Origin of the sequence: Nocardioides exalbidus (assembly GCF_900105585.1) — a bacterium.
Lineage (GTDB): Bacteria > Actinomycetota > Actinomycetes > Propionibacteriales > Nocardioidaceae > Nocardioides > Nocardioides exalbidus.
Genome location: NZ_FNRT01000002.1, coordinates 4194005 through 4212247, shown reverse-complemented (window position 1 = coordinate 4212247; position 18243 = coordinate 4194005). Strand labels below are relative to the sequence as shown.

General features: G+C 72.0%; 19 protein-coding genes. 16 read left to right on the top strand and 3 right to left on the bottom strand.

Going from position 1 to position 18243, the window contains the following annotated elements:
- Window positions 1–15 precede the first annotated feature (15 nt).
- Window positions 16–1749, top strand: a complete 1734-nt coding sequence (locus BLV76_RS20470) for a DUF3352 domain-containing protein (RefSeq protein ID WP_139306647.1) — start codon at window positions 16–18, stop codon at window positions 1747–1749.
- Between the two features lie 18 nt (window positions 1750–1767).
- Here BLV76_RS20470 and ybaK read toward each other — a convergent pair whose 3' ends face one another.
- Both ybaK and BLV76_RS20460 read right to left on the bottom strand, forming a co-directional pair.
- A complete protein-coding gene (gene ybaK / locus BLV76_RS20465) occupies window positions 1768–2283 on the bottom strand; it encodes a Cys-tRNA(Pro) deacylase (protein ID WP_090971650.1) in 516 nt (171 codons plus the stop codon).
- A gap of 8 nt (window positions 2284–2291) precedes the next feature.
- Entirely contained in the window at window positions 2292–2957 is a 666-nt protein-coding gene (locus BLV76_RS20460) for an LON peptidase substrate-binding domain-containing protein (protein WP_090971648.1), read from the bottom strand.
- Window positions 2958–3035: 78 nt separating this feature from the next.
- Between BLV76_RS20460 and hisD the strand changes: the two genes are divergently transcribed.
- From hisD to BLV76_RS20435, 5 genes are read left to right on the top strand one after another with little or no spacing between them, the layout of a single operon-like run.
- Entirely contained in the window at window positions 3036–4370 is a 1335-nt protein-coding gene (hisD, locus tag BLV76_RS20455) for a histidinol dehydrogenase (RefSeq protein ID WP_217630410.1), read from the top strand.
- Window positions 4367–5530: a histidinol-phosphate transaminase gene (locus BLV76_RS20450; protein WP_090971646.1), complete on the top strand. Its 1164-nt coding sequence runs from the start codon at window positions 4367–4369 to the stop codon at window positions 5528–5530. The genes hisD and BLV76_RS20450 overlap by 4 nt, the downstream gene beginning before the upstream one ends.
- A complete protein-coding gene (gene hisB, locus BLV76_RS20445; RefSeq protein ID WP_090971644.1) occupies window positions 5527–6135 on the top strand; it encodes an imidazoleglycerol-phosphate dehydratase HisB in 609 nt (202 codons plus the stop codon). The genes BLV76_RS20450 and hisB overlap by 4 nt, the downstream gene beginning before the upstream one ends.
- 32 nt (window positions 6136–6167) lie before the next feature.
- Window positions 6168–6800, top strand: a complete 633-nt coding sequence (hisH, locus tag BLV76_RS20440; RefSeq protein ID WP_090971642.1) for an imidazole glycerol phosphate synthase subunit HisH — start codon at window positions 6168–6170, stop codon at window positions 6798–6800.
- 19 nt (window positions 6801–6819) lie between these two features.
- Window positions 6820–7452: a hemerythrin domain-containing protein gene (locus BLV76_RS20435; RefSeq protein ID WP_090971640.1), complete on the top strand. Its 633-nt coding sequence runs from the start codon at window positions 6820–6822 to the stop codon at window positions 7450–7452.
- Here the strand turns inward: BLV76_RS20435 and BLV76_RS20430 are convergent.
- The gene (locus tag BLV76_RS20430) at window positions 7449–7949 is read right to left on the bottom strand and encodes a polyketide cyclase (protein ID WP_090971638.1); all 501 of its coding nucleotides are present in this window, start codon (window positions 7947–7949) and stop codon (window positions 7449–7451) included. The two genes, BLV76_RS20435 and BLV76_RS20430, sit on opposite strands and share 4 nt — an antisense overlap.
- 114 nt (window positions 7950–8063) lie before the next feature.
- On the opposite strand from BLV76_RS20430, the gene BLV76_RS20425 reads away from it, so the two are divergent.
- From BLV76_RS20425 to BLV76_RS20385, 10 genes are all read left to right on the top strand, one after another.
- A complete protein-coding gene (locus tag BLV76_RS20425; protein ID WP_090971635.1) occupies window positions 8064–9776 on the top strand; it encodes an alkaline phosphatase family protein in 1713 nt (570 codons plus the stop codon).
- 64 nt (window positions 9777–9840) lie between these two features.
- Window positions 9841–10593 (top strand): bifunctional 1-(5-phosphoribosyl)-5-((5-phosphoribosylamino)methylideneamino)imidazole-4-carboxamide isomerase/phosphoribosylanthranilate isomerase PriA, encoded by a 753-nt coding sequence (gene priA, locus BLV76_RS20420; protein ID WP_090971633.1) that lies wholly within the window; start codon window positions 9841–9843, stop codon window positions 10591–10593.
- Between the two features lie 6 nt (window positions 10594–10599).
- Window positions 10600–11058, top strand: coding sequence for an NUDIX hydrolase (locus BLV76_RS20415; protein WP_090971631.1), 459 nt, complete (start codon window positions 10600–10602; stop codon window positions 11056–11058).
- Window positions 11055–11816 carry an imidazole glycerol phosphate synthase subunit HisF gene (gene hisF, locus BLV76_RS20410; protein WP_090971629.1) on the top strand — a complete coding sequence of 254 codons (762 nt, stop codon included), beginning with the start codon at window positions 11055–11057 and terminating at the stop codon, window positions 11814–11816. The genes BLV76_RS20415 and hisF overlap by 4 nt, the downstream gene beginning before the upstream one ends.
- Before the next feature lie 28 nt (window positions 11817–11844).
- Window positions 11845–12750 (top strand): ABC transporter substrate-binding protein, encoded by a 906-nt coding sequence (locus tag BLV76_RS20405; RefSeq protein WP_090971627.1) that lies wholly within the window; start codon window positions 11845–11847, stop codon window positions 12748–12750.
- A gap of 6 nt (window positions 12751–12756) precedes the next feature.
- Window positions 12757–13413: an ABC transporter permease subunit gene (locus BLV76_RS20400; RefSeq protein ID WP_245734804.1), complete on the top strand. Its 657-nt coding sequence runs from the start codon at window positions 12757–12759 to the stop codon at window positions 13411–13413.
- Complete coding sequence (locus BLV76_RS23240) at window positions 13413–13634, top strand: hypothetical protein (RefSeq protein WP_245734802.1); 222 nt, start codon at window positions 13413–13415, stop codon at window positions 13632–13634. The genes BLV76_RS20400 and BLV76_RS23240 overlap by 1 nt, the downstream gene beginning before the upstream one ends.
- A 92-nt stretch (window positions 13635–13726) precedes the next feature.
- Window positions 13727–14434, top strand: a complete 708-nt coding sequence (locus BLV76_RS20395; RefSeq protein WP_342712307.1) for an amino acid ABC transporter ATP-binding protein — start codon at window positions 13727–13729, stop codon at window positions 14432–14434.
- Window positions 14435–14578: 144 nt separating this feature from the next.
- A complete protein-coding gene (locus tag BLV76_RS20390) occupies window positions 14579–16393 on the top strand; it encodes an ABC transporter ATP-binding protein (RefSeq protein ID WP_245734800.1) in 1815 nt (604 codons plus the stop codon).
- Window positions 16390–18210, top strand: a complete 1821-nt coding sequence (locus BLV76_RS20385; RefSeq protein ID WP_090971625.1) for an ABC transporter ATP-binding protein — start codon at window positions 16390–16392, stop codon at window positions 18208–18210. Before BLV76_RS20390 ends, BLV76_RS20385 begins: the two co-directional genes overlap by 4 nt.
- The last annotated feature ends 33 nt before the right edge of the window (window positions 18211–18243 follow it).

Below are 18243 nucleotides of genomic sequence, written 5' to 3'. Positions count from 1 at the left end.
GGGGAGCAGATCGAGATGAGCACGACGCCGGGCGGACCGAACGGTCCCGAATACCTGGACAGCACGGGGCCGGCGATGCCCGCCCCGGCCAACGACAACAAGAAGCGGCTCGTCGCGCTCGGTGCCCTGGTCGTCGGCGGCGCCGTCGTCGCCGGCGGTGCCTGGGCCGCCACCAGCTTCTTCTCGACCGGCGCCCAGCCTGCCGAGGCCCTCCCGGCCTCGACGATCGCCTACGCCAGCGTCGACCTGGACCCCTCCGGCGGCCAGAAGATCGAGGCCATCAAGACGCTGCGCAAGTTCCCGGCGTTCACCGACGAGATCAACCTCGACACCGACGACGACCTGCGCGAGCGGCTCTTCGAGGAGATCACCAAGTCCGGCGAGTGCGAGGGCCTCGACTACGCCGACGACGTGAAGCCCTGGCTCGGCTCGCGGGCCGCCATCGCGGCGATCGACCTCGGCGAGGAGGAGCCGACCGCGGTCGGTGTCGTCCAGGTCACCGACGCCGGCAAGGCCGACGACGGCATGGCCAACCTGGTCGAGACCTGCGGGGGCACCACCGACGGCGAGGCCGGCGGCTGGGTGGTCGACGGCGACTGGATGGTCGTCGCCGAGACCGAGGAGCTCGCGCAGAAGGTCGTCGACGCGACCGACAAGGGCACGCTCGCGGCCGACTCCGCCTTCGGGGAGTGGACCGGCGAGGCCGGCGACGACGGCTTCATGTCCTTCTACGTCTCCAAGGAGGCCGCCAAGTACGTCGGCGACCTCGCCGCCTCCCCGCTCGGCATGGCCGCCAGCCCGCTCACGGGTGGCAGCTCCACGAGCGGCAGCGGCAGCTTCGACGAGGAGTGCTTCGCCGACGCCACCACGGCCGAGGAGATGGACGCCTGCTTCACCACCGACGACAGCACCAGCGCGGACCCGGGGTCCGACGCCGGCTCGGAGGAGATCCCGCCGGAGCTGCAGCAGATGATCAACGACTTCGACGGCGCCGCGGCCACGGTCCGCTTCAACGACGGCTCGGTCGAGATCGAGTACGCCATGAGCAACTACCAGAAGGACCTGACCAAGTTCCTCACCAGCGAGGAGGGCGTCGACATGGTCTCCGACCTCCCCGAGGACACGGTCGCCGCGTTCGGCTTCTCGCTCGGCGACGGCTGGGCCCAGGGCCTGCTCGACTACGTCAAGACCCTCGCGCCCGACGAGGCCGCGACGATCGACGACCAGCTCGCCCAGTTCGAGACCGAGACCGGCCTGTCGTTCCCCGAGGACGTCGAGACGCTCCTCGGCGAGGGCGTGACGGTCTCCGTCGGCAGCGGCATCGACCCCGACGCGATCGCCAACGGCGGACCGCAGGAGATCCCGGTCGGCATCAAGATCAAGGGCGACGCCGGCGACATCCAGGCCGTCCTCGACAAGATCAGTGCTATCGCGGGTCCGGAGGCCGAGCAGTACCTCCAGGTCTCCGAGGGTGACGGCTACGCCGTGCTCGCCCTCAGCGACGACTACCGCGGCACGCTCGAGAGCGACAGCGGCCTCGGTGGCAGCGACGTCTACTCCCAGGTCATCGACGGCGACGCCCAGACCGTGCTGTTCGTGAACTTCGACGCCGACGACGACTGGCTGGTCCGGCTCACGAAGGACGAGCCCGAGCTCAGCAAGAACCTCGAGCCGCTCTCGTCGTTCGGGGTCAGCGGGTGGGTCGACGGCGACGTCGTCCACGGCATGCTCAAGCTGACGACCAACTGATCCGACAGGCCGCCAGACCTAGCGACCGATGGTGGCGGTCACCGCTCCGGTGATCGCCACCAGGTCGCGTGGTGCGAGCGCGATGTCGAACCCGCGCCGCCCACCCGAGACCAGGATGGTGTCGTGGTCGAGGGCGGAGGCGTCCAGCACGGTCGGGTGCGCGCGCTTCTGCCCGATCGGGGAGATGCCTCCCGCGACGTAGCCGGTGGCGCGCTCGGCGGCGGCGACCTCGGCCATCACGGCCTTGCTCCCGCCCAGGGCCCGCGCCAGCGCCTTGAGGTCCAGCTGCCCGGTGACCGGCACGATCCCGACCACGAGCGTGTCGCGTCGCCCTGAGCCCGTCGACGGGTCGAGGGAGGCGAGCAGCGTCTTGAACACCGTGGCCGGGTCGGCGTCGAGGGCCTCCGCGGCCTCCAGCCCGTAGGACTCCGCGTGAGGATCGTGCTCGTAGGCCCGCACCTCGAACGCGATGCCGGCGGCGCTCAGCGCCACCGTGGCCGGCGTACCCCCGACGGTCTTCGACTTCTTCGCCATCAGCGGATCTAGTTGGGGGACCACGCGGTGCGGGCGACCTGCGTGGCGGGCAGCGACGGGATCACGTTGATCGCCCGGAGCTCCTCGGTGAGGAGACGGGTGACCAGCTCGAGGCGCTCGGTGGCGTCCTCCGCCTCGAGCAGCGACTGCCGCTCGGCCATCGGCAGCGGGGTGAGTGCCGAGAGCGTCCAGGCGAGGTAGTCGGGGTCGCGGGGGAGCGTGCCGCTGAACGGGTCGCCCTGGAGTGCGGTCATCGCCGCGCGGAAGGCGGTGAAGGTCGAGCGCGCACGGTCGAGCACCTCGGTCGGCACGTCGACCTCCGGCTCGCCGAGCTTGGCGACCACGCCGTGCGGGAACTCCTCGCCGCGCTGCATCTCCTCGAGCATCATCCGCTCGCGCGCGACGGCCACGATGTCGAACGTGCCGTCGTCGCGGCGGTCGACCTCGGTGAGCTGGAGGACGCACCCGACGCGGTAGACCGACTGGGCACCGTGGTCACCGACCTCGTAGCCCTCCCGGATCGCGACGGTGCCGAAGACACGCTGGGCCGGGTCCTCCACGGTGAGCAGGTGGCGCACCAGGAGGCGGTAGCGGTCCTCGAAGACGTGCAGCGGCAGGCTCATCCCCGGGAACACCACGGTGTTCAGCGGAAACATCGGCAGCTGCTCGCTCACCCTCCGACCCTAGCCGGAGGCTGTCCACGCCGGGCCCGCGATGCCGGTCGACCCGCCGGGTGAAACTAGGATCGGACCATGTCCCTGATCCGCCGCATCGACCTGAGGGGCGCCGACCCGGCGTCCGTCGACTACCGCGCGAGCGTGCCTCGCGCCGAGTTCGACGTCGAGGCCGCCACGCATCAGGTGCAGCCCATCATCGACGCCGTCCGGGCCCGTGGGGTCGAGGCGATCACCGAGCTGTCCGCCCGGTTCGACGGGGTCGAGAGCGATGAGATCGCCGTGCCGCGCGAGGCCATCACCACCGCTCTGGAGACCCTCGACCCGGCCGTCCGGGCCGGGCTCGAGGAGTCGATCCGGCGCCTGCGGATCACCTGTGCCGCCGAGCTCGAGCACGACGTGACCAGCGAGCTCGCGCCGGGCGCCGTCGTCACGCACCGCAAGGTGCCGATCGACCGCGTCGGGCTCTACGTCCCCGGCGGGCTCGCCCCTTTGGTGAGCAGCGTCGTGATGAACGTCGTCCCGGCGCAGGTCGCCGGCGTGCGCTCGATCGCGCTGGCCAGCCCCCCGCAGAAGAACAGCGGCGGGCTGCCCGAGCCGACGATCCTGGCCGCGTGCGCGCTGCTCGGCGTCGACGAGGTGTACGCCGTCGGCGGTGCGCAGGCGATCGCGATGTTCGCCCACGGCGCCGGCCCGTGCGAGCGGGTCGACCTGGTCACCGGTCCCGGCAACGTCTACGTCGCCGCCGCCAAGCGGCTGCTGCGCGGCGTGGTCGGCATCGACTCGGAGGCCGGGCCGACCGAGATCGCCATCCTGGCCGACGACAGCGCCGACGCGGCGTTCGTCGCCGCCGACCTGATCAGCCAGGCCGAGCACGACCCCATGGCCGGTTCGGTGCTCGTCACCGACTCGCTCGCGCTGGCCGACGCCGTCGAGGCCGAGCTCGACAAGCAGGTCTTCGCCACCCGCCACACCGAGCGGATCCGGACGGCCCTCGACGGCCGCCAGTCCGGGATCGTGCTGGTCGACGACATGGACCAGGGCGTCGACGTCGTCAACGCCTACGCCGCCGAGCACCTCGAGATCCACACCGCCGACGCGCGCGCGCACGCCGCCCGGGTGCGCAACGCCGGTGCCGTGTTCATCGGCCCGTGGGCACCGGTCTCCGTCGGCGACTACTGCGCCGGCTCCAACCACGTGCTGCCCACCGCGGGCTGCGCCTGCCACTCCAGCGGGCTGTCGGTGCGCGCCTTCACGCGGTCGATGCACGTCGTCGACTACTCGCAGGCCGCGCTCGCCGAGGTGGCCGACCACGTCGTCGCGCTCGCCGAGGCCGAGGACCTGCCCAGCCACGGCCAGGCCGTGACGGTCCGCTTCGACGCCTCCCGCTCCGAGACGCGAGCCGAGTCGTGAACGCCGCGTTCCCACCCCTGCGCGAGGAGCTGCAGGGGATCGAGCCCTATGGCGCGCCGCAGCTCGACCTCCCGGTCCAGCTCAACGTCAACGAGAACCCCTACGGGCCCTCGCCGGAGGCTGCTGCCGACATCGCCCGGTCCGTGGGCGAGGCGGCGGCCTCCCTCAACCGCTATCCCGACCGAGAGTTCTCCGAGCTGCGCGCCGGGCTGGCGGCGTACCTCGAGGGCGACGGCGGCACGGGCATCACCCCCGAGATGGTGTGGGCGGCCAACGGCTCCAACGAGGTGATGCTGCAGCTGCTCCAGGCCTTCGGCGGGCCCGGGCGCGTGGCACTGTCGTTCGCGCCGACCTACTCGATGTACCCGGAGTACGCCCGCGACACCCTCACCGAGTGGGTCGCCGGCCACCGGGCGGACGACTTCTCCCTCGACCTCGACGCGGCGCGTGACCTGGTGCTGGAGAAGCAGCCGACGGTCGTGCTGCTGCCGAGCCCCAACAACCCGACGGGCACGGCGCTGCCGCCCGAGGCGGTCACGATGCTGTGCGAGGCGGCGGCGTCCTACGAGCCGGCCGGGATCGTCGTGGTCGACGAGGCCTACGTCGAGTTCCGCAGGACCGGGACGCCGAGCGCGCTGGAGCTGCTGCCCGTCCACCGCAACCTGGTGGTCACCCGCACGATGAGCAAGGCGTTCGCCCTGGCCGGTGCGCGGCTGGGCTACCTCGCCGCCGACCCGGCGATCTGCGACGCGATCCGCGTGGTGCGCCTGCCGTACCACCTCTCCGCCGTCACGCAGGCGACCGCCCTGGCCGCCCTGCGGCACGCACCGGAGCTGCTGGGCAAGGTCGAGGAGCTCCGCGTCGAGCGCGACGCGACCGTGGCCTGGCTGCGCGAGCAGGGGTTCGAGGTGGCCGACTCCGACGCCAACTTCGCGTTGTTCGGACGGTTCGCCGACCGGCACGCCGTGTGGCAGGGGATGGTCGACCGCGGGGTGCTGATCCGCGAGACCGGGCCGGACGGCTGGCTGCGCGTCTCGATCGGCACGGCCGCGGAGATGGCAGCATTCAGGCAGGCACTCCTGGAGACCGTCCAGGACACGCCCCAGCAGACGACCCAGCAGACGCCCCAGGACACGTCCGAGCAGAAGGACCTCGCATGAGCCGCACCGCGAAGATCGAGCGCACCACCAAGGAGTCGCAGGTCGTCGTCGAGGTCGACCTCGACGGCACCGGCCGCTCCGAGGTGTCGACCGGCGTCGGGTTCTACGACCACATGCTCGACGCGTTCGCCCGCCACTCGCTCGTCGACCTCGTCGTCCGGACGAGCGGCGACACCCACATCGACGCGCACCACTCCGTCGAGGACACCGCCATCGTGCTCGGGCAGGCGCTGCGCGAGGCGCTGGGCGACAAGTCCGGCATCCGCCGCTTCGGCGACGCGACCGTGCCGCTCGACGAGGCGATCGTCCAGGCCGTCGTCGACGTGTCCGGTCGTCCGTTCTGCGTGCACAGCGGCGAGCCCGAGGGCCAGCAGTACGTCGCGATCGGCGGCACCGGCGCGGCCTACATGGGCTCCCTGACCCGCCACGTCTTCGAGTCGATCTCGTTCCACGCCCACCTCGCCCTGCACGTGCGGGTGCTCGGCGGGCGCGACCCGCACCACATCGTCGAGGCGCAGTACAAGGCGTTCGCGCGGGCGTTCCGCGACGCGACCGCGCTCGACCCGCGCGAGACGGGTGTGCCGTCGACGAAGGGCGCCCTGTGAGCGAGCCTGCGAGCTCACCACCCGGCGCCGCGATGCCTGACGTCGTCGTCCTCGACTACGGCTCGGGCAACGTCCGCTCGGTCGTCCGCGCCGTCGAGCGCGCCGGTGCGTCGGTGACGCTGACCGCCGACTTCGACACCGCGCTGGCGGCCGACGGGCTCGTCGTCCCCGGGGTGGGGGCCTACGCTGCCTGCATGGCGGGGCTGCGCGCCATCAAGGGCGAGCGGATCATCGGGCGACGGCTCGCGGGAGGTCGCCCCGTGCTGGGCATCTGCGTGGGCATGCAGATCCTCTTCGCCGGTGGCGTCGAGCACGGCGTCGAGACCGACGGCTGCGACGAGTGGCCCGGCCTGGTCACCCGGCTCGAGGCCGACGTGGTGCCGCACATGGGCTGGAACACGGTCGAGGCGCCGACCGGGACCCGGCTGTTCGCCGGGGCGGAGGACGAGCGGTTCTACTTCGTGCACTCCTACGCCGCGCGCTCGTGGGACCTCGTCACCAACGACCGCACCGCCGCCCCGCTGGTCACCTGGTCCGAGCACGGGGGCGACCGGTTCGTCGCCGCCGTGGAGAACGGACCGCTGTGGGCGACCCAGTTCCACCCGGAGAAGTCCGGTGATGCCGGTGCGAAGCTGCTCCGAAACTGGGTCGAGACCTTGGCCTGATCGGGGCTAGCGTCCCGGCATGGGTGAAGAGATGAGCATGAACCAGGTCATCCATGCCGCGGTGCGCAGGGACGTGGCACGGACGGAGCAGGCGTTGCGCGAGCTCGCCGACGGCGATGCGGGCCGCGCCCGCGAGGTGCGCACGGCGTGGCGCAACCTCGCGCGCGAGCTGACGCACCACCACGAGGCCGAGGACGAGCACATGTGGCCGTTCCTCGAGTCGCGCGGCTTCGACGTCGGGCTGCTGGAGGAGATGGAGGCCGAGCACGGGGCCATGAAGGCGGCGCTCGCCTCGGTGTCCGCGAGCCTGGACGCCCTCGTCGCCTCGCCGACCTCCGCGAACGCAGCGGCGGCGGCCGACGAGGTCGCGCGGGCCCGCGTGGTCGTCAACGGGCACCTCGACCACGAGGAGCGTGACGTCGAGGGCCTGATGGACTCCATCAAGGAGGACGAGGACTTCAAGGCCCTGACCAAGAAGCTGCGACCGGCGAGCACGGTCGACGCCGCCAACGCGCTGGCCTGGATGCAGGACGGGGCGGGGGAGCGGGAGCTCGCCGCGCTGCGTGCCGCAGTGCCAGCGCCGGTCGTCGCGGTCCTGACCCGGTTCGTCGCCCGCCGCTACCGCCGCGAGGTCGCCCCGGTCTGGCGCTAGGGCGCGCGCTCGTCGGCCTCGGCCAGCCGCTTGAGGTTGAGCAGCTGCCTGCGGGCCATGACCAGGTCGCCGACCGAGACGGCGGGCGACAGCCACCTGCTCGTCCGCGCCACGACCTTGAGCACCAGCCGGGTGTCCGCGCCCGCGAGGACGGCGTACGACATGTGGGCGCCGACGATCGTCGCGGTCAGCTCCTGCCCGGGCACGACGGCCCGCACGCGCCCCTGCGGTCGACCGAACGCGTGCGTGAACGGGTCGCCGACCTCCGGCTCCGGGACCTCCCGCAGCTCACGCGGTGAACGTCGCCCGAGGTTGTCGACCAGGTCGTAGGAGTACGGCGCCAGCCGGACCTGCCGCACGCGGGCCCAGACCGCGGCGGGCGTGGCGTGGACGGTGACGCCGCGCCACGCCTCGAGCGTCGGGTGCGCGACGAGGTCGTCGCACCCGTAGCGCCGCCGCACCTCCTCGTCCGTGACGCCCCACCGGTCCCCGATCATGGCTCGACGCTAGCCCGGGACGTACCCCGGCTGTGGGATACCGCTCGGCGGGCAGTGGGTCTACGTTCGGAGGCCACGGTTCGCGGCAGTGCAGCCGCGCCGGGAGGGATCACCATGCCCCAGCGTCGTACCCGCGTGCTCGCCGTCGCCTCCGCAGCCGTGGTCGCCCTCGCCGTGCTCGGGACCCAGTCGGGTGCCGAAGCCGGTGGGCGCGGCGGCCACGGCCCGAAGCCGGTGCCGAGGCCGACGAAGGTCGTCGTCATCGTCGTGGACGCGCTCAGCAAGGAGATCGTGCAGAAGTACGACATGCGCCACGTGGAGGCGCTGATGAAGGAGGGCGTGGACAGCCCCCGCTCCTACCTCGGCCACACCGGCTCGGTCACCGTCGTCACCCACAACGTGATCACGACGGGGGCCCAGCCCAAGCACATGGGCTGGACGACGGAGGGCTACCGCGACGTCGCCGGGCTGCTCGGCGCGCCCGGCGGGCTCTACCTCACCAGCAACTTCGGGCTCGCGCAGATGGCGCCGCTGCAGCAGGCGGCCGGCTACCCCCACCTGTCCGACTACCTGGACGACACCGGCAAGGTGTTCACCGTGAGCCCGAAGGGGTACGCCGCCTACGGGCTCAGCGGCCCCGGCTCGGCCAACACCTCGACCATCACCTTCGGCAGCGGCCCGACCTGCGGCAACCCCGACGGCACCACGACGCGCTACCGCCAGCCGACCGGCGTGAACGTGCCGGCCTACTTCTCCACGGCCTGCGGCTCGCGCTGGCTGGTGCGTCGCGACACCATCTACGACACCGGCCAGTTCCCGGCGCAGCTCTACCCCGCGACCGACAACCGCTACGTCGTCGGCCACGACCCTGCCCAGCAGGGTGGTGACGTGTGGGCCACCGACGCGGCCCTCGAGATCATGAAGCAGGAGGGCGACGGCTGGAGCGGTCTCTTCGTCAGCCTGCCCGGCGTCGACAAGGCGGCGCACATGTGGGGCGGCGTCAACGACCCGGAGGCGGCCACTCCGGGCTACGACCCGATGACCCACATGAAGTACGCCACCGCGACGGCCGACGCGCAGGTCGGCCGGATCATGCAGGCGCTCGAGGACAGCGGCCAGCTCGACGACACCCTCGTCGTGCTCACCGCCGACCACGGCTCGGTCGCGGCCGACGAGGGCCACTTCCACGGTGACGTCCAGCCGGAGAACGACTACGGCTACTACAACTGGTACTACGGCGCGCCGGTCAACGACGTGCCCTACCAGCGGCCGCAGGACGCGCTGCTGCCGCTCATCGAGGGCACCGACGACGGCACCGGCGCCACCAACGTCGGCTTCTCCTACAGCGACTCCTCGCTCAACGTGTGGCTGAAGGACCAGTCGGCGGGGGCCGTCTCCTCCGCCGCGGCGATCATGGAGGACCTGCCCGACGTGACGGCCGTGTGGAAGCGGCACGGCGACCACTACGACCGGGTCACCCCGGTGCGGTGGGACCGGATGTCCTCGTGGGGCGAGCGGATCTGGTTCGCGGCCAAGGCGCAGGAGCTCGTCGACACGCAGGCAGCCGACTACGGCCCCGACCTGGTCGCGACCCTCCCCGACGACACGACGTACTCCGTCCTCGGCGACCACGGCGGGATCCAGCGCGCGGCCCAGCAGGTCCCGATCGTCTTCGCCGGCGCCGGGCTCTCCAGCCAGGACCTGCGCGGCGAGGTGCGCTCGGTCGACATCATGCCGACCATCCTCCGGGCGATGGGGATCCGGGCGACCCACCCGATGGACGGCGTCGCCTACGAGCTCCCGGCGCGGAAGCGGGGCCACCGCTAGGGGCACTGTCTCGCGCGCGCGGCACCGACGTGGCCCGGGCGACGCCGGCTCCTAGGATCGACCCATGCCCAGCACCCCCGAGCAGCCGTACCTCGAGCTCCTGCCCGCCGTCGACATCAAGGGCGGCCAGGCCGTCCAGCTCGTGCAGGGCGTGGACGGGTCGGAGAAGCGCTTCGGCGACCCGATCGAGGCCGCGCTGCGCTGGCAGGAGGCCGGCGCGGAGTGGATCCACCTCGTGGACCTCGACGCGGCGTTCGGCCACGGCCACAACCGCGAGCTGCAGGCGAAGATCGTCGGCACGCTCGACATCCAGGTGGAGATGAGCGGCGGCATCCGCGACGACGAGTCGCTCGAGGCCGCGATGGCGGCCGGCTGCCGGCGCGTCAACATCGGCACGGCCGCGCTCGAGCAGCCCGAGTGGTGCGCGAAGGCGATCGCGACCTACGGCGACCGGGTGGCCGTCGGCCTCGACGTGCGGGGCACCACGCTGGCGGCCCGCGGCTGGACCCGCGAGGGCGGCGACCTCTACGAGACGCTCGCCCGCCTCGACCGCGAGGGCTGCGCGCGCTACGTCGTCACGGACGTCAACAAGGACGGCATGCTCCAGGGGCCCAACCTCCAGCTGCTCCGCGACGTGTGCGCGGCCACGGACAAGCCGGTCGTCGCCAGCGGCGGCGTCACCACGCTCGCCGACATCGAGGCGCTGATGGGCCTCGTGGGCGAGGGCGTCGAGGGCGCGATCGCCGGCACGGCCCTCTACGAGGGCCGCTTCACCCTCGAGGACGCGCTCGCCCTGACGCTGCCGGCGAACGGCTGACGCGAGATGGAGTTCACCGACTACCACGTCCGGCTGGCGGCGTACGCCCTGCTGGTGGACGAGGACGGCGAGGGGAACGACCGGGTGCTCCTCGCCTGGTGGAACGGCGAGGGGCACAGCGAGCCCGAGTGGTCGCTGCCCGGCGGCGGCGTCGAGTTCGAGGAGTCGATCCGCGACGGGCTGGTGCGCGAGGTCTTCGAGGAGACCGGCTACCACGTGACGCCCGGCCCGCTGCTGACCGACGACTTCTTCACCGCCCGGGGGCGGACCTTCGACGGCTGGATCCGCTCGCAGCGGTTCGTCTTCGACGCCACCATCACCGGCGGCGAGCTCGGCACCACCGAGGTCGGCGGGTCGACCGACCGCGCGGCCTGGGTGCCGCTCGCCGAGCTCGCGGGACAGCGACGCTCGTCCATCGTCGACGTCGCGCTGGCCGCCCGCGCGGCCAGGGAGGAGCAGGCATGAGCCTCGCGATCCGCGTCATCCCGTGCCTCGACGTCGACGGCGGTCGGGTGGTGAAGGGCGTCAACTTCACCGAGCTCCGCGATGCCGGCGACCCCGTCGAGCTGGCGCGCCTCTACGACGCCGAAGGCGCCGACGAGCTCACCTTCCTCGACATCTCCGCCTCCCACGAGGGCCGCGCGACGACCATGGAGGTCGTCTCGCGCTGCGCCGAGGAAGTCTTCATCCCGCTCACCGTCGGTGGCGGCGTGAGCAGCGTCGACGACGTCGACCGGCTGCTGCGTGCAGGCGCCGACAAGGTCGCGGTCAACACCGCGGCGATCCACCGCCCCGAGCTGGTCGCCGAGATCGCCGACCGCTTCGGCAACCAGGTCCTCGTCCTCAGCGTCGACGCCCGCCGTGCCGAGGGCACCGACAGCGGCTTCGAGGTCACCACCCACGGAGGCCGCAAGAGCGCCGGCCTCGACGCGATCGGCTGGGCCGTCCGCGCGGCGGAGCTCGGCGCGGGGGAGATCCTGCTCAACGCGATGGATGCCGACGGCACCACCGACGGCTTCGACCTCGAGCTGATCCGCGCCGTACGCCGTGAGGTGAGCATCCCGGTCATCGCGAGCGGGGGAGCGGGGGCGGTCGAGCACTTCCCGCCGGCGGTCGACGCCGGCGCGGACGCCGTGCTGGCCGCGACGGTGTTCCACTTCGGGACGCTCAGCATCGGCGACGTCAAGGCCGGTCTGTCCGCGGCGGGTCGCCCCGTCCGCTGAGGCCCGGGCGGAGCCGTAGGATTCGCCCATGCTGAAGACCTCCCGGATGCGACCGGTCGCCGTCGCCGCGCTCGCCACCGCCACGATCGCCCTCTCCGCCTGCGCCCCGACCGACGAGGCCGACAGCGGCTCCGACGCCGGCACCTCGGAGAGCGCCGGCACGTCCGAGTCGGCCGCCGCCGACGAGTGCACCCCCGACACGATGGAGACCGTCGCCGACGGCACCCTGACCATCGCGACCGACGACCCGGCGTACTCGCCCTGGTTCGTCGACAACGACCCGACCAACGGCGAGGGCTACGAGTCCGCGGTGGCCTACGCCATCGCCGAGCAGCTCGGCTACACCACCGACCAGGTCGCCTGGGTGACGGTGCCCTTCAACAAGGTCGTCCAGCCCGGCCCCAAGGAGTTCGACTTCGACGTCAACCAGGTCTCGATCACCGAGGCCCGCCGCAAGGCCGTCGACTTCTCGTCCGGCTACTACGACGTCGTGCAGGCCGTCGTCACCAACAAGGGCAGCGCGATCGACGGCATCACGAGCATCGCCGACCTCGCCGACGCCAAGCTCGGCGCGCAGGTCGGCACCACGAGCTACAACGCGATCGTCGACCAGGTCCAGCCCTCGCAGGACCCGGCCGTCTTCGACACCAACGACCAGGCCGTCCAGGCGCTCAAGAACGGCCAGATCGACGGCATCGTCGTCGACCTGCCGACCGCCTACTACATGAGCGCCGTCCAGCTCGACGACGGCCTGATCGTCGGCCAGCTGCCGCTCGCCGGCGACGAGCCCGAGCAGTTCGGCGCCGTGCTCGCCAAGGACAGCCCGCTCACCGACTGCATCTCCGGCGCCGTGGACGCGCTGCGCACCGACGGCATCCTCGACCAGATCGGGCAGGAGTGGCTGGAGCAGCAGGGCGCTCCCGAGCTCTCCTGACCGTCCGTGACTGACCAGGTGGCGGCCGCCGAGGCACCCGAGGAGTGGGAGCCCTCCGAGGTCCAGCGCGAGCGCAACGAGTGGCGGCGACGCCGCACGCTGCGCAGCGCCGTGATCGCGGCGGGGAGCACCCTGCTCCTGCTCGGGGTCATCGGCGGGCTCGTCGTGTCCTCGCCCGGGTGGGAGCGGGTCCAGGAGACCTACTTCGACTGGGACAAGGCGGTCTCGTCGTTCCCCGCGGTCCTCGAGGGGCTCTGGCTCAACATCCGCGTGATGGTGCTCTGCGCCGTGCTGATCGTCGCCCTCAGCCTGACGATCGCGGTGATGCGCACCATCCGCGGACCCGTCGCGTTCCCTCTGCGCCTGGTCGGCACGGCCTACGTCGACATCTTCCGCGGCCTGCCGCTGCTGCTGGTGATCTTCCTGCTCGGCTTCGGCGGTCCGGCGCTGAGCCTGCAGGGGCTGCCCACGTCCGCGCTCTTCTGGGGCTGCTCGGCGCTCGTGCTGTCCTACTCCGCCTACGTCGCCGAGGTGTTCCGCGCCGGCATCGAGTCGGTCCACCCGAGCCAGCGGCTCGCGGGTCGCTCGCTCGGGCTGACCTACGGGCAGACCCTGCGCCACGTCGTGCTCCCGCAGGCCTGGCGCCGGGTGATCCCCCGTTGATGAACGACCTGGTCTCGCTCCAGAAGGACTCCGGCCTCATCGCCGTGCTCGGCGTCGTCGACGCGATCCGCGCCGCGCAGATCGAGACGGCCATCGACTTCAACTACACCCCCTACGTCGTGGCGGGCTTCCTCTTCTGCTGTCTCACCATCCCGATGGCCCGGCTGACCGACCGCTACGCCCGCAAGAAGGGCTACCACGGAGCAGGAGGCCACCTGTGAGACTCACCCCACGACGTTCTTCTCCTCCGCTGCGCTCCCCCGAACAACGCCGCGGGGACCCCGAGACCTCCGACCTCCTGTCGTTGAACGGCGTGCGGAAGTCGTTCGGCGACCACGTCGTGCTCCGCGAGGTCGACCTCACCATCGAGCCTGGCCAGTGCGTCGTGCTGATCGGCGCGTCGGGCTCCGGCAAGTCGACGCTCCTGCGCTGCGTCAACCTCCTCGAGGTCGTCGACGACGGCGTCATCACCTTCGAGGGCCGCGACATCACCGACCCGAAGGTCGACGGCGACGAGGTCCGCTCCCGGATGGGCATGGTCTTCCAGGCCTACAACCTGTTCCCGCACCTCGACGTCATCGGCAACGTCACGCTCGCCCTGCGGCTCGTGCACGGCGTCGGCGCCGACGAGGCCCGCACGCGCGGGCTGGCCATGCTCGACCGCGTCGGCCTGGCGGAGAAGTCGGGCGCCCGTCCCGACGACCTGTCCGGTGGCCAGCAGCAGCGCGTGGCGATCGCCCGCGCCCTCGTGGCCAACCCCCGGCTGATGCTGCTCGACGAGGTCACCAGCGCGCTCGACCCCGAGCTCGTCGGCGAGGTCCTCGACCTGCTCACCGAGCTCAAGGGCGAGGGCGTCACGATGCTGCTCAACACCCACGAGATGGGCTTCGCGCGCGACGTGGCCGACCAGGTCTGCTTCCTCCACGACGGCCGCATCCACGAGCAGGGCAGCCCCGACCAGGTGATCGGCGACCCGCAGCAGGAGCGCACCCGCGCCTTCCTCTCGCGTATCCGCGCCTGACCGTACGCCGGCAGCGAACGCGGCAGAGGTGATTCGCCCGCTGTCGGTGGCGAGGAATAGCCTGACTCGGCTGGTCGGTTGTGATCAGCAACCGTCCACCTCCGTGGGCGGTGGCAGGGCTGATCCAGGAGGCGGGCGACACAGGTGGGCGACGACGCGGAGCTGCGGGGCACCACCACACTCGACGGCTTCCGGGTCCTGAGGGTCGCCGTCAAGCGCGAGCCCAGGATCTTCGCGGTCTCCGTCGCCGGGGCGGTCCTCTTCGGGGTGCTCACGGTCGCCGACGCGTGGGTCCTCGGCTGGTCGACCCAGCACGTGCTGATCCCGGCGTTCGACGACGGCGAGATCGGCGCCGGCATGCTGGTCTGGGTGGTCGCGCTCTTCATGGGCGTCGCGCTGCTGCGGGCCGTCGGCATCGTCGCGCGACGCCTCGGGGGCGGCATCATGTACTACCGGATGCAGTCGCACACCCGGCGCGGGGTGACCCGCCAGTACCTCGCCCTGCCGATGGAGTGGCACCAGCGCCACCCGACCGGCCAGCTGCTGTCCAACGCCTACTCCGACGTCGAGGCCGCCTGGGCGCCGATCATGCCGCTGGCAATGGCGCTCGGCACCGTGGTGATGATGGTGATCGCCGTCATCCAGATGTTCGTCGCCGACGTCGTGATGGCGATCGTCGGGCTGCTGGTCTTCCCCGCCGTCGTCCTCGCCAACCTGCTCTACCAGCACTACTCCTCGCCCCTCATGACCCGGGCGCAGGGCCTGCGCGCCGAGGTCAGCGAGATCGCCCACGAGTCCTTCGACGGCGCCATGGTCGTGAAGACGCTCGGCCGCGAGGTCGAGGAGACCAGCCGGTTCCGGGTCAAGGTCGACGAGCTTCGTGACGTCAACGTCCGCGCCGGTCGCATCCGTGCGGTGTTCGACCCCGCGCTGGCCAGCCTGCCCAACCTCGGCGTCCTCGTCGTGCTCGCCGTCGGCGTCGCCCGGGTGACCAGCGGTGCCACCGACGCCGGCGACGTCGTGACGATCGCCTACCTGCTCACCATCGTCGCCTTCCCGATCCGGGCCATCGGCTGGCTGCTCGGCGAGTTCCCCCGCTCCGTCGTCGGCTACCGCCGCGCCCAGGCCGTGCTCGACGCGCAGGGCAACATGGCCTACGGCGACGACACGCTGCCCCGCACCTCGACCGGCGCCCTGCTCGAGGTCGACGGCCTGCACTACTCCTACGACGCCGACACCCCGCTGCTGCGCGGCGTCGAGTTCGACGTCACGCCGGGCCGCACGGTCGCCCTCGTCGGTGCCACCGCGTCGGGCAAGAGCACGCTCACCAGCCTGATGACCCGCCTGGTCGACCCCGACGCAGGGGAGATCCGCATCGACGGCCACGACCTCAAGGGCCTGCGCCGCGGCGAGCTGCCGCGCGACGTCGCCCTCGTGCCGCAGACCGCCTTCATGTTCGACGACACCGTCCGCGGCAACGTCACCCTCGGCGCCGACGTCCCCGACGACGTCGTCTGGGACGCGCTGCGCACCTCGCAGGCCGACGGCTTCGTCGCCGCGCTGCCCGGGGGACTCGACACCCGGTTGGGGGAGAGGGGCACGTCGCTCTCCGGGGGGCAGCGCCAGCGGCTGTCCCTGGCGCGCGCACTCGTGCGTCGGCCGCGCCTGCTGATCCTCGACGACGCCACCTCCGCCGTCGACCCCGAGGTGGAGGCGCGGATCCTCGCCTCGCTGCGCGAGGAGCGCGACGACGCCGCAGCGGCCTCGCTGCTGGTCGTCGCCTACCGCAAGGCGACGATCTCGCTGGCCGACGAGGTGCTCCACCTCGAGGACGGCCGGATCGTGGGGCGCGGCACCCACGAGGACCTGCTCGCCACCAGCCCGGCCTATGCGCAGCTGGTCAACGCCTACGAGACGCCGGCCGAGGCTGCCGAGACCACCGAGGGGAGCGCCCGATGAGCACCACGTCGACCGAGCCGACGGCCACCGCCGGCACGACGATGGACTCCGGCGAGGACATCGGCGCCATGGCGACGATCCGCCTCGGGATGAAGTACTCACCGGAGCTCCGCGAGGGACTCCGCCTCACGCTGGTCCTCGCCGTGCTCGCCTCGTGCGGCCAGGTCGTCGTCCCCATCGCGGTGCAGCAGACCCTCGACAAGGGCCTCGGTGCCGCAGGCGGGCCCCGCCTCGACTACGTCCTCTGGATGGGCGTGCTCGCGGCCCTCGCGATCGCGGTGACCAGCTATGCGTCCTACGCCATGACGCGCCGGCTCTTCACCACCTCCGAGCGGGGCCTGGCCACGCTGCGCGCGAAGGCGTTCCGCCACGTCCACGACCTGCCCCTGCTCACGCAGAACACCGAGCGACGCGGAGCCCTGGTCTCCCGGGTCACCACCGACGTCGACCAGGTCAGCCAGTTCCTCGTCTTCGGCGGCCTGATCTTCGTGGTGAGCATCGGCCAGATGCTGGTCGCCACCGTGCTGATGCTGGTCTACAGCTGGCAGCTCGCCGCGGTCGTGTGGATCGCCTTCGCCCCGCTGTTCCTCTCGATCCGCTGGTTCCAGAAGAAGCTGTCGGCCGCCTACACCGTCGTACGCCACCAGGTGGGCGTGCTGCTCGGCGCGATCTCCGAGCCCGTGGTCGGCGCCGCGGTGGTCAGGTCCAACGGGGTCGAGGACCGCACCCAGGCGCGCATCGACACCGCGATCCAGGACTGGCAGGACGCCTACATCAACGCCCAGAAGTACACCGTCACGTCGTTCTCGCTCGGTGGCATCTCGGCCGGGCTGGCCAACGCCGGCGTCATCGTCATCGGCGTCTGGCTCGGCTTCACCGGTGACATGACGCCAGGCAAGGTGCTCGCCTTCGCGTTCCTCGTGTCGCTGTTCGTCGGCCCCGTGCAGATGGGCACGCAGATCCTCACCGACGCGCAGAACGCCATCTCGAGCTGGCGCCGGGTGCTCGGCATCCTCGAGACGCCGGCCGACCTGGTCGACCCCGGCCCCGAGGGCGAGGCGCTCCCGCGCGGCCCGATCGACGTCCGGTTCGCCGACGTGACGTTCTCCTACCCCGGCGGTCCGCCGGTGCTGCGCGACGTCGACCTCGCCATCGACGCCGGCACCCGCATCGCGATCGTCGGCGAGACCGGCTCCGGCAAGTCGACCTTCGCCAAGCTGCTGACCCGCCTGATGGACCCCGTCGAGGGTGCGGTCATGCTCGACGGCGTCGACGTGCGCCGCATCGACGCGCGCTCACTGCGGCGCAGCGTGGTGCTGGTGCCGCAGGAGGGCTTCCTCTTCGACGACACGATCGCCGCCAACGTCCGCTACGGCAAGCTCGAAGCGACCGAGGACGAGATCCGGGCCTCGGCGACCGAGCTCGGCCTGGACGAGTGGCTGGCCGGCCTGCCGCGCGGGCTGCACACAGCGGTGGGCCAGCGCGGCGAGTCGATGTCAGCGGGGGAGCGGCAGCTCGTGGCCCTGCTGCGGGCGCACCTCGCCGACCCCGACCTGCTGGTGCTGGACGAGGCCACCAGCGCCGTCGACCCCGCGCTGGAGATGCAGATCGGCCGGGCGCTGGAGCGGCTGATGCAGTCGCGCACCTCGGTCACGATCGCGCACCGGTTGTCGACGGCCGAGAGCGCCGACGAGGTGATCGTCGTCGACAAGGGCCGGGTCGTGCAGCGTGGGCCGCACCGTGAGCTGGTCACCCAGGACGGCAGCGTCTACGCCGGGCTCCACGCGAGCTGGATCGCGCAGCACTCCCGCGCCTGAGGCGCGGAGGCCGGGCGAGCGGGTCCAGAGGAA

Excerpts from the sequence above, each read along its gene's own strand:
- BLV76_RS20470 (WP_139306647.1), top strand. The coding sequence starts at position 16 with ATGAGCACGACGCCGGGCGGACCGAACGGTCCCGAATACCTGGACAGC.
- ybaK (WP_090971650.1), bottom strand. The coding sequence starts at position 2,283 with ATGGCGAAGAAGTCGAAGACCGTCGGGGGTACGCCGGCCACGGTGGCG.
- hisD (WP_217630410.1), top strand. The coding sequence starts at position 3,036 with ATGTCCCTGATCCGCCGCATCGACCTGAGGGGCGCCGACCCGGCGTCC.
- hisB (WP_090971644.1), top strand. The coding sequence starts at position 5,527 with ATGAGCCGCACCGCGAAGATCGAGCGCACCACCAAGGAGTCGCAGGTC.
- hisH (WP_090971642.1), top strand. The coding sequence starts at position 6,168 with ATGCCTGACGTCGTCGTCCTCGACTACGGCTCGGGCAACGTCCGCTCG.
- BLV76_RS20435 (WP_090971640.1), top strand. The coding sequence starts at position 6,820 with ATGGGTGAAGAGATGAGCATGAACCAGGTCATCCATGCCGCGGTGCGC.
- BLV76_RS20430 (WP_090971638.1), bottom strand. The coding sequence starts at position 7,949 with ATGATCGGGGACCGGTGGGGCGTCACGGACGAGGAGGTGCGGCGGCGC.
- BLV76_RS20425 (WP_090971635.1), top strand. The coding sequence starts at position 8,064 with ATGCCCCAGCGTCGTACCCGCGTGCTCGCCGTCGCCTCCGCAGCCGTG.
- priA (WP_090971633.1), top strand. The coding sequence starts at position 9,841 with ATGCCCAGCACCCCCGAGCAGCCGTACCTCGAGCTCCTGCCCGCCGTC.
- BLV76_RS20415 (WP_090971631.1), top strand. The coding sequence starts at position 10,600 with ATGGAGTTCACCGACTACCACGTCCGGCTGGCGGCGTACGCCCTGCTG.
- hisF (WP_090971629.1), top strand. The coding sequence starts at position 11,055 with ATGAGCCTCGCGATCCGCGTCATCCCGTGCCTCGACGTCGACGGCGGT.
- BLV76_RS20405 (WP_090971627.1), top strand. The coding sequence starts at position 11,845 with ATGCTGAAGACCTCCCGGATGCGACCGGTCGCCGTCGCCGCGCTCGCC.
- BLV76_RS23240 (WP_245734802.1), top strand. The coding sequence starts at position 13,413 with ATGAACGACCTGGTCTCGCTCCAGAAGGACTCCGGCCTCATCGCCGTG.
- BLV76_RS20385 (WP_090971625.1), top strand. The coding sequence starts at position 16,390 with ATGAGCACCACGTCGACCGAGCCGACGGCCACCGCCGGCACGACGATG.